Below are 13,894 nucleotides of genomic sequence, written 5' to 3' on the forward strand. Positions count from 1 at the left end.
GTCTGTTAAGGTCGCGTTATGGGATAATTTCGGTCTATGTAGAATAATCCTTCTATTACATTCGAATTCGAGATGCAAACGTTATACGACAAACTCTGGCGCAGCCACGTGGTACATGAAGAATCCGGGCAGCCGGATGGCATGACGCTGCTGTATATTGACCGGCATCTGGTGCATGAGGTCACGAGCCCGCAGGCGTTTGAAGGCCTGAAGCTTGCCGGCCGCAGGCCTTGGCGACGGGATTCCATTCTTGCTGTCGCGGACCACAACGTGCCCACTACCGGGCGCAGGCAGGGAATCAGCGATCCGGTATCACGTCTTCAGGTGGAGACGCTCGATCAGAACTGTGACGAACTGGGCATCACCGAGTTCAGGATGAATGATCTGCGTCAGGGCATTGTTCACGTGATCGGCCCGGAGCAGGGCGCTACACTGCCCGGCATGACGGTGGTTTGCGGAGACTCGCATACCAGCACCCATGGCGCATTTGCCTCTCTCGCATTCGGCATCGGCACCTCCGAAGTGGAGCATGTGCTTGCGTCGCAGTGTCTGTTGATAAAAAAAGCCAAAGCCATGCAAGTGGTGGTTGATGGCGAACTCGGTCATGGGATTACGGCGAAGGATATCGCGCTCGCGATCATCGGCGAAATCGGCACGGCCGGCGGTACGGGTTATGCCATCGAATTCGCGGGCAGCGCCATACGGGCGCTTTCCATGGAAGGCCGCATGACTTTGTGCAATATGGCCATTGAGGCGGGCGCGCGCGCCGGCATGATAGCGGTGGACGATACCACGATTGAATATCTTCGAGGGCGTCCTTTCGCGCCAAGGGGTGATTTATGGGAAAGAGCAGTCGCATATTGGCGGACGCTGAAAAGCGATGAAGGCGCACGTTTCGATAAGGTGGTGACGCTCGATGCGGCAGAGATCAAACCCCAGGTGACCTGGGGGACCTCGCCTGAGATGGTGACAACGATCGACGGGAAGGTCCCGGACCCCGCGCAGGTCGCGGATATTGTAAAGCGCCACGACATGGAACGTGCTCTTAAGTATATGGGTCTTGCACCCAATATGCCGATCAGCGAAATCCGCCCCGATAAAATATTCATCGGTTCGTGCACAAATGCGCGCATAGAGGATTTGCGTGCTGCGGCGAAAGTAGTGAAAGGAAGACACATTGCCCCGAATGTCACGCTCGCGATGGTTGTGCCTGGTTCCGGCCTGGTCAAGAGACAAGCTGAGCAGGAGGGGCTGGACAAGATATTTCGGGATGCTGGCTTCGAATGGCGCGAACCCGGCTGCTCGATGTGTCTCGCGATGAATGATGACCGGCTTGAGGCTGGGGAGCGCTGTGCCTCCACATCCAACCGTAATTTCGAAGGGAGGCAGGGTCCAGGTGGGCGTACCCATCTGGTTAGTCCGGCGATGGCCGCAGCCGCGGCAGTAGCGGGACATTTTGTGGATGTGCGGAAAATATATTAATATTAGCGCGTAACACCGATGGTTCCGTTTATTTATTACAAAAAAGGGGGTCGTGATGAAAATGCTGCCGTTAATGGTTGCCTTGCTCGCTGTTATTGGTTTGTCCGGATGTAACACCTTCGCAGGTATGGGTAAAGATGTTCAGAGCGGTGGCAGGGCGTTGGAGAATCAGGCGAAATAGGTCTAGATTAAAGTAGCTAGTGAAAAAATTTACTTTCTGTGACGGTTTGGTGGCGCCGCTCGATCGCGCCAATGTCGATACCGACGCCATCATTCCGAAGCAGTTTCTGAAATCGATCAAGCGGTCTGGTTTCGGGCAGAATCTGTTCGACGAGTGGCGGTATCTGGACCACGGCGAGCCGGGTATGGACTCAAGCCAGCGCAAGCCCAACCCCGATTTCGTACTGAATCTGCCTCGCTACCGAGGCGCGCAGATATTGCTTGCACGCGCCAATTTCGGTTGTGGTTCCAGCCGGGAACATGCGCCTTGGGCACTCGAGGATTATGGCTTCGAGGTAATCATCGCCCCCAGCTTCGCCGATATATTTTTCAACAACTGTTTCAAGATTGGTCTGCTGCCTATCGTGCTCGATGTCGCCAAGGTGGACCAGCTCTTCCGTGAAGTGGCTGAAACCGAACGCTATCAGCTTGCTGTTACTCTTGAGGATCAGTCGGTCGTTACGCCAAGCGGAGATTCATTCTTTTTCGATATCGATCCATTCCGCAAGCAGTGTCTGTTGAACGGGCTGGATGAGATCGGCCTGACATTGCAGCACGCGGACAGGATCAAGGCGTTTGAGGACAGGCATCGCGCGGCGCAACCATGGTTGTTTGCATGACGCGACAGTTCACCCGATCGAAAAGGTTTTTATGAAGATTGCGATCCTGTCCGGCGATGGGATAGGGCCGGAGATCGTCGCTCAAGCTGTAAGAGTCCTGGAAGCGTTAACGAGTGACGGGTTAAAGTTTGAGCTGGAGCCCGGGTTACTCGGCGGTTGCGGGGTGGATAGCGCGGGGGAACCGTTTCCTGAGGCGACACGCAAGCTTGTTGCCGAAGCTGATGCGGTGATTCTAGGCGCGGTCGGGGGTCCGCAATACGATGCGCTGCCGCGGCATCTCAGGCCTGAACGAGGGCTGCTTGGCATACGCAAGGCGCTCAACCTTTTTGCCAATCTGCGCCCTGCGCTACTGTATCCGGAGCTTGCCAACGCATCCACCCTGAAGCCTGAAGTGGTGGCCGGTCTGGACATTCTGATCGTACGCGAACTGGTTGGCGACATTTACTTTGGCGAACCCCGCGGTATCGAGCGGCGTGAGGGCCAGCGCGTTGGATACAATACGATGATCTACAGCGAAGCGGAAATACGCAGAATTGCCCGGGTAGCGTTCCAGGCCGCGCGTAAGCGTAACCGCAAGCTTTGCTCAGTGGACAAGATGAACGTGCTGGAATGCACGCAGCTGTGGCGCGACGTCGTGAGTGAGACGGCGCAGGAATATCCGGATGTGGAACTCTCGCACATGCTGGTGGATAATGCCGCAATGCAGCTGGTGCGCAACCCCAGGCAATTCGATGTAATGGTCACAGGCAACATGTTCGGGGACATTTTATCGGATGAGGCGTCCATGTTGACCGGCTCGATCGGTATGCTGCCCTCGGCATCGCTGGATGAAAAGAGCAAGGGCCTTTATGAGCCGATTCACGGGTCGGCGCCGGACATCGCGGGAAAAGACGTCGCAAATCCACTGGCGACAATATTATCGGTGGCGATGATGCTGCGGTATACATTCGATCAGGATGTCGCGGCCAGCCGTGTAGAAGATGCGGTAAAAGCTGTGCTGGCGCAAGGTTATCGTACTGCCGACATTGATGAGCCCGGAATGAAAAGAATTGGCACCACGGCAATGGGCGACGCAGTTCTCGCAAATTTATAGATGGCAGGGTACAAAAGATTCGGACCCCTTTCCGGGACTGGATTGAGGACGAACAGGACAAACGATGAGACAAGTTGGGTTTATTGGCTGGCGCGGCATGGTGGGTTCAGTGCTGATGCAGCGGATGCGGGAAGAAAACGACTTCGCGCTGGTGGCGCCGACCTTCTTTACGACCTCGCAGAAGGGTGGCAAAGGTCCGGACATCGGTCAGGATACGCCACCGCTCAAGGATGCCCACGATATAGACGAGCTCAAGGCCATGGACATCCTTGTTTCCTGCCAGGGAGGCGACTATACCAGCGAGGTGTTTCCCAAATTGCGCCAGGCCGGTTGGAACGGTTATTGGATTGACGCCGCCTCGACATTGCGCATGGGTCAGGACGCGGTCATTATACTCGACCCGGTCAATTTACCCGTTATCGAGCAGGCCCTGCACGATAACGTAAAAAACTATATCGGCGGCAATTGTACCGTGAGCCTCATGCTGATGGCTGTCGGGGGATTGTTCGAAGAAGATATGGTGGAATGGATGAGCGCCATGACTTATCAGGCAGCCTCTGGCGCCGGGGCGCAGAACATGCGGGAGTTGCTGCTGCAGATGGGCGAAGCGCACCGGGTGGCCAAAAATATGCTGGATGATCCGGCTGTGGGCATTCTCGATATCGACCGAGAGGTTGCGGGAACGCTGCGCGATATCAGTTTTCCGACCGAGAATTTTGGTGTGCCGCTGGCCGGCAGCCTCATCCCGTGGATAGACAGGGATCTGGGCAATGGGCAGACGCGGGAAGAATGGAAAGGCCAGTCGGAGACGAACAAAATCCTGGGTCGGTCCGATCATTTGGTTCCGGTCGATGGAATCTGTGTTCGCGTGGGGGCGATGCGCTGCCACAGTCAGGCGTTGACGATCAAGTTGAAGAAGGATGTCCCGTTGGACGAAATCGAGGATATCCTCTCCGCCTCCAACAGTTGGGTGAAAGTCGTTCCCAATGAGCGCGAGAGCACATTGAAGGAGCTCACTCCGGCTGCGGTTACCGGATCGTTGACCATCCCCGTGGGGCGATTGCGCAAGCTTGCGATGGGCGGCGAATATCTTTCTGCATTCACTGTGGGAGACCAGTTGCTATGGGGGGCGGCAGAGCCGTTGCGCAGAATGCTGAGACTGCTGGTGCAAGCCTGAGAATCGGGGTAGGATAAACGTTACCTTCGCAGGAACATATAATGAAGACGAGCTCCCCACGCGGCTTGTCTTGTTACAGCAATGTTATTCCCCGGTTTCATTCCCTTTGTCATTCCTCGGTGACATCACTAATTGTTTCCAGGGCGTACCTGCGTGTACATGCCGATTGCGGAACTTCTGCATATGAGCCCCGCGGATAAGAGGGCAGCGTTGTTGCTTGATGGGTATGCCGCGACTGGCAGGGCGCGGCCTGCGCCGCAAGAGCATGCTGATTTTTCCGGCAACGCCCTGCATGGAGAGTTTGTTCAGAGGGTTGTAACGGTCTCGGTGCTTTTGATAGCCCTCATGGCCTCCGGCGCGGCGCCGGCAGCAGGATTGGGAAGGCTTACCCAGACTTCGGCAATAGGACAGCCGTTCCAGGCGGAAATCGAACTGGTCGCTGTCAGGAATGAGGAACGACGCGTGCTAACGGCGAGCCTGCCGTCCCAGCAATTTTTTCGTCAGGCAAACGTCGAGTATTTGCCTCTGCTTGCGATGTTTCAAGCCAGTATCGAAACCCGTTCCGACGGGCAGCCCTACGTCAGGATCGCTTCTTCGCAACCTCTCGCTGAACCGTTGCTTAACCTGCTGGTCGAGTTGAATTGGCCGTCGGGACGCGTGGTTCGTGAATACACTGTTGTTCTCGCTCCGCCCGCGGGTTACGCGCTTACCCACTCTAAGCAGTTAGTTGAAACCTCTCCGTCTGTTTCCGCCGAGGCTGAATTGCCTTCCCGAAATGCCGATGGCATGGGTACCTGGGAAAGGTTTCGATTTTCCGTCGCGAAAGCGGATACGGACGAGGAAGCATTAAAACAGACTGTGACGGGAAAGATCGAGTCTGCGCAGACGGCAGATCCTGTTTCAAGTAGAGAGAAGGAGGGGCCGCGAGTACTCCGGAAGCTCTCAGAAGGCATGGAATCGCAGCACACCGGCAGCGAAGACCTGGAAGTGGACGTCAGCGGAAGTATTCGGGTGAACGGAAGAGATGAAAGTGCGCAAGCAAACCTTCATGCGATTGAAGAGGATGCTACCGCCAGAAAGGGGTCGCTTCGGCAAGCCGACGAGAGCGTTGCTCTGCCAGTACCTCAATCTGCACAATCTGCCCCATCTGCCCCGATACAAACCGACACAATTCATACGGTAGAAGCTACGTCGGTTTATGAGGCAGCAGACGAACCGGTGTCGGTCGCCAGACCGATAAAAGTCCCGCTGCTATCCGCAGGAGCGTCAGATCCTGAAGCGGGTTCCTTGGTCCATACCCAGGGCAAACGTTCAGTCGTTGATCAGTTGACGATGAACCTTGAATTTCTTGGCGGGGCGCTCGTGCTTCTGTTTACCGGAATCGTCGGCGTCTCCATTGCGCGCAGGCCGAGGGAGGCCGGCGCTCATGCCGGTGAGAACGTCGTTGCACCGGCGCCCGATTCTCCAGCCGGCGGTGGCGCTTTACCTGTCATCATCAACCCCCAAACGGACGCTGCTTTACCCGTGGAAGCGATGGGCGCGGCAGTCGAGACCCAAATGTATCAGGAGACCCCTGACGCGCAAGCTGAACCGATCCCCCGGATTTCCCGGAACGCTGCGGCAAAAGCGACAGAACATCAGCAAAGCCCGGGGATGAAGATACGCTCGCCGTTTTACGGTCCATCCGGGGATGCGCCGCCGCCATCCGGACCCGGTTCGCTGATGGAACGTCGCCTGGCTGGAATTGATTTAAACAAGGACCGCCGCTCCACTGACGTTGCTAGAGGCCCCTTGCTTGAAAGGGGGATGCGCTGGCGCGAAATACTCTCTCAGCTTGATCTGGCCAGGGCCTATCAGGAAATGGGTGATAAGGATGCGGCGCTGCAAGTTCTGCGGGAGGTGATTCGTGATGGCGATTCAGCGCAGCGGGAAAGCGCGAGACGTATATTAGCGAACCTTTAGAACGGGCTTCAAGTTGCAAATCATTATTTCGTTATTCTTGCTTGGGGATCACAACGTGAGGGCCCCGATGCTGTGAGAATCGCATTGGTGCTGGAGTACGATGGCTGCGGTTTCCATGGTTGGCAAAGCCAGCCATCAGGGGATACGGTGCAGGATGCCGTGGAAGCGGCATTATCGACAATTGCGGCTGACAATGTTCGCGTTATTGCGGCAGGACGTACCGATGCCGGAGTTCACGCCTTGTGCCAGGTACTGCATTTTGATACGCAGGCACAGCGGCCCACAAGTGCCTGGGTTCGGGGTGTCAACGCGCTGTTGCCTGACGGCATTGCCATTTTATGGGCGTCGCAAGTTTCTGACGAGTTCCACGCACGCTATTGCGCCATTGAACGCTGCTATCTGTACATATTACTGAATCACCCTGTCCGACCGGGGCTCGGTCACGGCAATATCGGCTGGTTTCACGAATCGCTGGATCTCGAATCCATGCGGTCGGCGGCGCAAATGCTGGTGGGCGAGCATGACTTCAGCGCATTCCGTGCCGCCGAATGCCAGGCCTTATCCCCCGTCCGCAACCTGACGAAACTGGACATCCAGCGGCATGGCGACATCATCATCTATGAAATCCGCGCCAACGCTTTTTTACATCATATGGTGAGGAATATTGTCGGCTGCCTAGTCTATGTGGGCAAGGGAAAATATCCCCCGGAATGGATCAAGGCGCTGCTTGAGGGGCGCGATCGCGCCGCCGCCGCGCCGACATTTCCTGCGGCCGGGTTATACTTGGCAGGAATCAGCTACGATGCCAAATGGAAACTGCCGGACCATGTTAATCCATCGCTTGCCGCCGTGTTGCCGTACTGCCGCGTACGGACCGGCCTGTGAATGGGACCTGCACGGGAAATTTGCCGGTGGATTTAGCAGAGACACGAAGAAGAGATATCAAGCAGAGACCGGGCCCGGGTCGAGGTGTAGCGTGAAGGATGGAATAGATGGAACCGAGAGAAAACCAGCGACTGTTACCATGCCTGTGCGGGTAAAAATTTGCGGCATCACTCGGGTTGAGGATGCCTTGGACGCAGCCCATCTGGGAGCCGACGCCGTCGGGTTTGTTTTCTGGCGGCACAGCGCGCGCTACCTAACCGCGGAGAATGCGCGGGATATTATTGACGCTCTACCGCCGTTTCTCACCAAGGTCGGCGTCTATGTTGATCCGGATCCGGAGTGGGTAGAGGAAACTTCCTCTTTGGCTGGCCTCGATTTACTGCAATTCCACGGTGATGAGTCACAGGAATTTTGCCGGCAATTTTCCCTGCCTTATATAAAGGCCGTGCGCGTCAGGGAGGGGCTAGATTTGCTACAATACGCATCCCTTTATAAGGGGGCAAGCGGGCTGTTGCTGGATACTTATATTGAAGGCGAGCCCGGCGGAACAGGGCGCGCGTTTGATTGGGATCTGATTCCCCGGACGTTACCGCTACCGGTGATTCTGTCTGGCGGACTGCACCCCGGCAACGTTGCTGAAGCGATCCGGCGTGCCCAGCCATGGGCTGTAGATGTATCCAGCGGTGTGGAAGCCGCCAAGGGTATTAAAGACGCGGGAAAAATTGCTGCTCTCATGCGAGGAGTTCGAACCAGTGAACGTTTATGATTTTCCCGATAAATATGGGCACTTTGGTCCCTACGGGGGCGTATTTGTAGCGGAAACGTTGATTGCGGCCCTGGATGAGTTACGCGTTCAGTATGAGCATTTTCGCAATGACGCCAGCTTCCAGGCGGAGTTTGCTTACGAATTGAAGCATTACGTGGGCCGGCCCAGTCCCATCTATCACGCAAAAAGATGGTCGGCTCATCTGGGCGGGGCGCAAATTCTGCTGAAGCGTGAAGACTTGAATCATACTGGTGCTCACAAAATCAACAATGCGATCGGACAGGCGCTTCTGGCCAGACGGATGGGCAAGTCACGGGTAATTGCGGAGACCGGCGCGGGCCAGCACGGCGTCGCCAGCGCTACGGTTGCCGCCCGCTATGGGATGGAATGCATTGTTTACATGGGTTCGGTGGATGTGGAACGTCAGGCTGCCAATGTTTACCGGATGAAGCTTCTGGGTGCCACGGTTATACCGGTCGAATCAGGTTCAAGGACGTTGAAGGATGCGCTCAACGAGGCCATGCGCGACTGGGTAACCAATGTCGAGGATACGTTTTATATCATCGGCACAGTGGCCGGACCGCATCCCTATCCGATGATGGTGCGGGATTTTCAGGCGATTATCGGACGAGAAGCCATCGGGCAGATGCAGGAAGAATATGGTTGCCAGCCGGATGCGTTAATTGCCTGCGTAGGCGGCGGATCGAATGCTATTGGGCTGTTTTATCCCTACCTCGAGAGTGATGTCCGCATGATCGGCGTCGAAGCGGCGGGGAGGGGGATCGAGACCGGCGAGCACGCTGCTACCCTTACCACGGGCAGGCCCGGCGTGTTACACGGTAACCGCACCTATCTGATCCAGGACGAGAATGGGCAGATTATTGAGACTCACTCCATTTCTGCCGGTCTGGACTACCCCGGTGTAGGCCCCGAGCACGCATGGCTCAAGGACAGCAATCGCGCTGAGTATGTTGGTATCACCGATGACCAGGCGCTTGAGGCGTTTCATGCACTGTGTCATTACGAGGGTATCATACCCGCGCTGGAATCCAGCCATGCGCTCGCCTATGCTGCCCAGCTTGCGCCACAACTTGCCAAGGATAAGCTGCTGCTGGTGAATCTGTCCGGACGAGGGGACAAGGACATGGGCACCGTGGCGCAGGCATCCGATATTGCTTTATAACCGACTTCCCCTTTATGTCTCGTATCGCTACCGTATTTGACGAGCTTCGTCAGCAACATAGAAAGGCATTGATCCCGTTTATCACTGCAGGTGATCCGGAACCAGGACTGATGGTGCCGTTAATGCACGAACTGGTAAAGGCGGGTGCGGATATTATCGAGCTGGGGGTTCCGTTTTCCGACCCGATGGCGGATGGTCCCACGATACAGCGGTCGTCGGAGAGGGCTTTAAAGCACCACATCGGGTTGAGGGACGTGCTGGCGATGGTGAAGGAATTCAGGCGAAGCGACGCTACCACGCCGGTCGTACTGATGGGTTATGCCAACCCGATAGAAGCGATGGGCTACGAGCCATTTGCCGCAAGCGCGAAGGAGTGTGGTGTAGACGGGGTGTTGACGGTGGATTACCCGCCTGAAGAGTCTGCGGAGTGGGTCGAATTTCTCCGGCACCAGCAAATTGACGCTATCTTCCTGCTTTCTCCCACCACGCCGCAGGCGCGCATCGAAGAGATGGCAAAGATGGCGCAAGGATATGTTTATTATGTTTCGCTAAAAGGCGTTACCGGCGCCTCTAACCTTGACCTCAGCGATGTCGCCAATAAATTGGCGCAGTTGCGTTCATCCATCTCCATTCCTATCGGTGTCGGTTTTGGCATCCGCGATAGCACGACCGCCAAAGCGGTGGCAAAGCTTGCCGACGCAGTCGTGGTTGGCAGCCGGATCATCGAGGAAATAGAAAACTCGTCCCGCGCAGAAGTTTTAGCCAACGTGCATGCGTTGGTCAAATCCCTGCGCAGCGCCATAGACGAAGCCAGACCCATATGACAGCGATAGCCTGCATGATTTTCCTCAGATACCTATGAGCTGGTTTCAGAAACTGCTGCCGCCAAAAATCAAGCGCAAGGAAAGTGGTGGCGAAAAAAAGGCCGTGCCCGAGGGCTTGTGGAGCAAATGTGCTTCGTGCGACGCCGTACTGTATTACTCCGACTTGGGGAACAATCTTAACGTCTGTCCCAAGTGCAACCACCACAACCGCATTTCCGCCCGCGTGCGCCTTGATTTATTTCTTGATGCCGAGGGTCGCTACGAGATCGGTCCGGAAGTTCAGTCCATCGATCCACTTAAATTCAAGGACAGCAAACGTTATATCGATCGGTTATCTGAGGCGAAAAGAGATACCGATGAGGATGATGCGCTGGTGGTCATGCAGGGTAGTGTCAAAGCGGTACCGATGGTGGCGGCAGCGTTCGAATTCGGTTTCATGGGTGGATCGATGGGCTCGGTCGTGGGGGAGCGCTTCGTACGCGGGGTTCAGACTTGCGTCGAGCAGCGCCTGGCTTTCGTGTGTTTCACCGCAAGTGGCGGCGCACGCATGCAGGAAGGACTTCTATCGCTCATGCAAATGGCCAAGACAACAGCGGCGCTCACGCAGTTGAGCCAGGAACGCCTTCCCTTTATTTCGGTATTGACCGACCCGACCATGGGCGGCGTATCAGCCAGCTTCGCCTTTATCGGTGATGTGGTAATCGCTGAGCCGGGTGCGCTGATCGGTTTTGCCGGGCCGCGCGTAATCGAACAGACGGTGCGTCAAACCCTGCCCGAAGGTTTTCAGCGCGCCGAATTCCTGCTGGAGCATGGCGCCATCGACATGATCGTAGATCGCAGGCGCATGCGCGACAAGATTGCCAACCTGTGCACGCTGCTGACGCGCGCTTCATAACCGGCCTGATAGCCGGCCTGGTGTCGGTTCTCCCGTATTTCATCAAGCCTGAGGGTGCATGGCAGCGAACGAAATCCATTCCGAAGCTCCAACACTTACCGATTGGCTGCTGAGGCTCGAACAACTCCATCCCTCGACAATCGACCTGGGACTGGAGCGTGTGGGCCGCGTCCGGGCCGAATTGGATCTTAAGCCGTCGTTTCCCATCATCACCGTCGGCGGCACCAATGGCAAGGGGTCGTCCTGCATCATGCTGGAAGCAATTCTGAGCCATGCAGGATATCGGGCAGGCTGTTACACTTCGCCTCATTTATTGCGCTACAACGAGCGAGTGCGGATAGGCCGACGGGAAGCAACCGATCCCGAATTATGCGAAGCTTTTCAGGCCATTGAATCCGCGCGGGTTCGCGCGGGTGTTTCATTGACGTATTTTGAATTTGGCACCCTGGCGGCAATGCAGCTGTTTATCCAGGCGGGAGTGGAGATCGCCATTCTGGAAGTGGGGCTGGGCGGGCGGCTGGATGCCGTCAATGTTTTCGACGCCGACTGTGCCGTGCTGACCAGCGTTGACTTCGATCATATGGATTATCTCGGGAACACACGCGAGATGATCGGATTCGAGAAGGCGGGTATCTTCAGGAAGGGAAAGCCTGCGATCTGCTCTGACCCTGATATGCCTGAGGCGGTGCGCCTGCATGCGGATGCAGTCGGGGCGGAGTTATTGCACATCGGTAAGCACTTCGGGTACTCGACGGACGCAAACGGATGGAATTACTGGGGAAGTGGCGGAAAGCGCTACTCTCTTCCCTATCCCGCTCTGCGTGGCGTGCATCAGTTGCGTAATGCCAGTGCGGGTCTCGCTGCACTTGATGCCCTCCGCGATCTGCTTCCGGTTACCATGAGCAATGTCCGCCACGGTCTATTGGATCTCGTGTGGCCGGGCCGGTTTCAGGTTTTACCGGGACGTCCGGCGATAATCCTGGATGTGGCGCACAATCCGGGCGCGGCATCGGTTCTGGCGGAATGCCTTGATAGCATGGGGCGCTATCGAAAAACCTACGCGGTGTTTGCCATGCTCAGGGATAAGGATATCGTTGGCGTCGCGCGCGTGCTTGCGCCCAGAGTGGATGTATGGCTGGTGGCGAGTATCAATGCGCCTCGTGGCGCTTCTTCTGGCGAAATCGAACATGCGCTCGAAGCAGCGGGAGTGACCCCAGTGGATCGGCAAGCGGAAGGGGCAGCGCAAGGGCAAGATGCGACGGCGGCGGGAAGCGAGACGATTCTTCGCTTCCCCAGTCCCGCCGCAGCTTATGCATACGCCTGTGAGCAGGCAAGCGTAAATGATAGAATTTGCGTTTTCGGCTCATTTCACACCGTGGCTGAAGCATTAATCCATAAAAAAGTTGTGCACGGTTAATCAGGGCATTCAAGTGGCAAAGACCGTTAGCGAAGAAGAAACTCAGCTCAGAAAGCGCGCGAGAAGACGGCTTGTCGGATCAATCACCCTAGTCATCGCAGCCGTCGTTATTTTACCGATGGTGCTCGATAGCAAACCGGAGCAACGCATCGAGGAAATTGATATCCGCATTCCCGCGGAAGATGCCGTCGATGAACTCGGGCCTGAATCCGAGGGGGCCAGGGACGTTCCCGCCAGGACTGCGCCGGAAACTCCCGCGAGTGAAATACCGGCGGCAAATCAGCCGGCGCCTCAATCCTCGGGCAAATCCGCCCCCACTGTAAAGGGAGTAGAAAAGCCGGACGCGTCCAAAGGGACGGGAGACTCGGGATCCAAGGTAGCTGCCGGAAGCGCCAGGGGGACGGCAGCGCCTGCCAGTTCTGAACTGTTTGTAGTGCAACTGGGGGCGTTTACCGACCCGGCAAAGGCCAACCAGAAGGTGCAGAACCTGGTAGCGAAGGATATTGCTTCGATTATCGGCGCGGAAGCATATACTGAAACCATCAAGGTCGATAAGGGGCTGGATAGAAACGCGGAGAAGGCCGTGGGGAAGGGCGACATCACGCGGGTGCGTGTTGGCCCGTTTCGCACGCGTGAGGACGCGGAGAATGCCCGCGAAAAATTGAAGACGTTGGGATTCAACGGGGTGGTTGCCGATAAATAGCATGATGAGGCTGTGCTATTTTTCGCCGATGCTGCGGGGAAGCAAATCGGGTTTCGGTGGATTGATTAATCGCGCATGACTATTTTTGATTACGCGGTTCTTGCCATACTCGTACTATCGATTTTGCTGAGCGTGGTGCGGGGTGTGGTACGAGAGCTTCTGTCTCTGGCGGGCTGGATCATCGCATTCATGGTGGCAAGTTCACTTGCAGCAGGGTTTGCGCCGATGCTGCCGTCCGCGATTGTTGGCGACCAGTTTCGCGGCATCCTCGCGTTTGCCTCCATTTTCCTGTCAGCACTATTGGCAATGGGTTTGCTGGCGATGCTGGTATCAGCGTTGGTGAAAACAGCGGGGCTCGGATTTGCCGACCGCTTTATGGGATCTCTATTTGGTTTGGCGCGCGGCCTGCTAGTGGTGTTATTGGTGGTGCTGGCGGCGGGATTTACTGCCGTGCCGCAGGAGCCTTTCTGGAAAAAGGCCATGCTGAGCGGACCGCTCGAAACCGCGGCAATGATGATCATCCCGTGGCTGCCTCAGGATGTGTCGCGCCACATCAACTATGTGAAATCGAAGCGCGAATGATGAGCGATCGCACAGGTCAAAGATTTCATGCCCGGCATCCGGCTTGCGGCGTGGAAGGAGCTTTACTTTCAATTTTTCGCGGCGTT

Annotated in this window: 14 protein-coding genes; all 14 read left to right on the forward strand. The window is 56.3% G+C overall.

Annotation, left to right across the window (positions count from 1 at the left end; genetic code table 11):
* Window positions 1–72: 72 nt before the first annotated feature.
* The 14 genes from leuC (at window position 73) to C8R31_RS02035 (ending at window position 13,808) form a co-directional block, all read left to right on the forward strand.
* On the forward strand, window positions 73–1,482 hold the full coding sequence (gene leuC / locus C8R31_RS01970; RefSeq protein ID WP_107692384.1) for a 3-isopropylmalate dehydratase large subunit: 1,410 nt from the start codon (window positions 73–75) through the stop codon (window positions 1,480–1,482).
* Window positions 1,483–1,537: 55 nt separating this feature from the next.
* Window positions 1,538–1,663: an entericidin A/B family lipoprotein gene (locus C8R31_RS01975; RefSeq protein ID WP_107692385.1), complete on the forward strand. Its 126-nt coding sequence runs from the start codon at window positions 1,538–1,540 to the stop codon at window positions 1,661–1,663.
* A gap of 19 nt (window positions 1,664–1,682) precedes the next feature.
* Entirely contained in the window at window positions 1,683–2,321 is a 639-nt protein-coding gene (leuD, locus tag C8R31_RS01980; protein WP_107692386.1) for a 3-isopropylmalate dehydratase small subunit, read from the forward strand.
* A gap of 31 nt (window positions 2,322–2,352) precedes the next feature.
* Complete coding sequence (gene leuB, locus C8R31_RS01985; RefSeq protein WP_107692796.1) at window positions 2,353–3,414, forward strand: 3-isopropylmalate dehydrogenase; 1,062 nt, start codon at window positions 2,353–2,355, stop codon at window positions 3,412–3,414.
* Between the two features lie 64 nt (window positions 3,415–3,478).
* Window positions 3,479–4,591: an aspartate-semialdehyde dehydrogenase gene (gene asd, locus C8R31_RS01990; protein ID WP_107692387.1), complete on the forward strand. Its 1,113-nt coding sequence runs from the start codon at window positions 3,479–3,481 to the stop codon at window positions 4,589–4,591.
* 183 nt (window positions 4,592–4,774) lie between these two features.
* Window positions 4,775–6,553, forward strand: coding sequence for a FimV/HubP family polar landmark protein (locus C8R31_RS01995; protein ID WP_181320345.1), 1,779 nt, complete (start codon window positions 4,775–4,777; stop codon window positions 6,551–6,553).
* A 72-nt stretch (window positions 6,554–6,625) separates the two neighbouring features.
* Window positions 6,626–7,438 (forward strand): tRNA pseudouridine(38-40) synthase TruA, encoded by an 813-nt coding sequence (gene truA / locus C8R31_RS02000; RefSeq protein ID WP_107692389.1) that lies wholly within the window; start codon window positions 6,626–6,628, stop codon window positions 7,436–7,438.
* A gap of 139 nt (window positions 7,439–7,577) precedes the next feature.
* Window positions 7,578–8,204, forward strand: coding sequence for a phosphoribosylanthranilate isomerase (locus tag C8R31_RS02005; protein WP_258192530.1), 627 nt, complete (start codon window positions 7,578–7,580; stop codon window positions 8,202–8,204).
* Window positions 8,191–9,387: a tryptophan synthase subunit beta gene (gene trpB, locus C8R31_RS02010; RefSeq protein ID WP_107692391.1), complete on the forward strand. Its 1,197-nt coding sequence runs from the start codon at window positions 8,191–8,193 to the stop codon at window positions 9,385–9,387. Before C8R31_RS02005 ends, trpB begins: the two co-directional genes overlap by 14 nt.
* A 14-nt stretch (window positions 9,388–9,401) precedes the next feature.
* A complete protein-coding gene (trpA, locus tag C8R31_RS02015) occupies window positions 9,402–10,211 on the forward strand; it encodes a tryptophan synthase subunit alpha (protein WP_107692392.1) in 810 nt (269 codons plus the stop codon).
* A gap of 34 nt (window positions 10,212–10,245) precedes the next feature.
* The gene (gene accD, locus C8R31_RS02020) at window positions 10,246–11,106 is read left to right on the forward strand and encodes an acetyl-CoA carboxylase, carboxyltransferase subunit beta (RefSeq protein ID WP_107692393.1); all 861 of its coding nucleotides are present in this window, start codon (window positions 10,246–10,248) and stop codon (window positions 11,104–11,106) included.
* Window positions 11,107–11,164: 58 nt separating this feature from the next.
* Window positions 11,165–12,523, forward strand: coding sequence for a bifunctional tetrahydrofolate synthase/dihydrofolate synthase (gene folC / locus C8R31_RS02025; protein ID WP_107692394.1), 1,359 nt, complete (start codon window positions 11,165–11,167; stop codon window positions 12,521–12,523).
* A gap of 13 nt (window positions 12,524–12,536) precedes the next feature.
* Complete coding sequence (locus tag C8R31_RS02030) at window positions 12,537–13,226, forward strand: SPOR domain-containing protein (protein WP_107692395.1); 690 nt, start codon at window positions 12,537–12,539, stop codon at window positions 13,224–13,226.
* A 75-nt stretch (window positions 13,227–13,301) separates the two neighbouring features.
* Window positions 13,302–13,808 carry a CvpA family protein gene (locus tag C8R31_RS02035; protein ID WP_107692396.1) on the forward strand — a complete coding sequence of 169 codons (507 nt, stop codon included), beginning with the start codon at window positions 13,302–13,304 and terminating at the stop codon, window positions 13,806–13,808.
* The last annotated feature ends 86 nt before the right edge of the window (window positions 13,809–13,894 follow it).

Origin of the sequence: Nitrosospira sp. Nsp2, assembly GCF_003050965.1 — a bacterium.
Taxonomy (GTDB): Bacteria; Pseudomonadota; Gammaproteobacteria; order Burkholderiales; family Nitrosomonadaceae; genus Nitrosospira.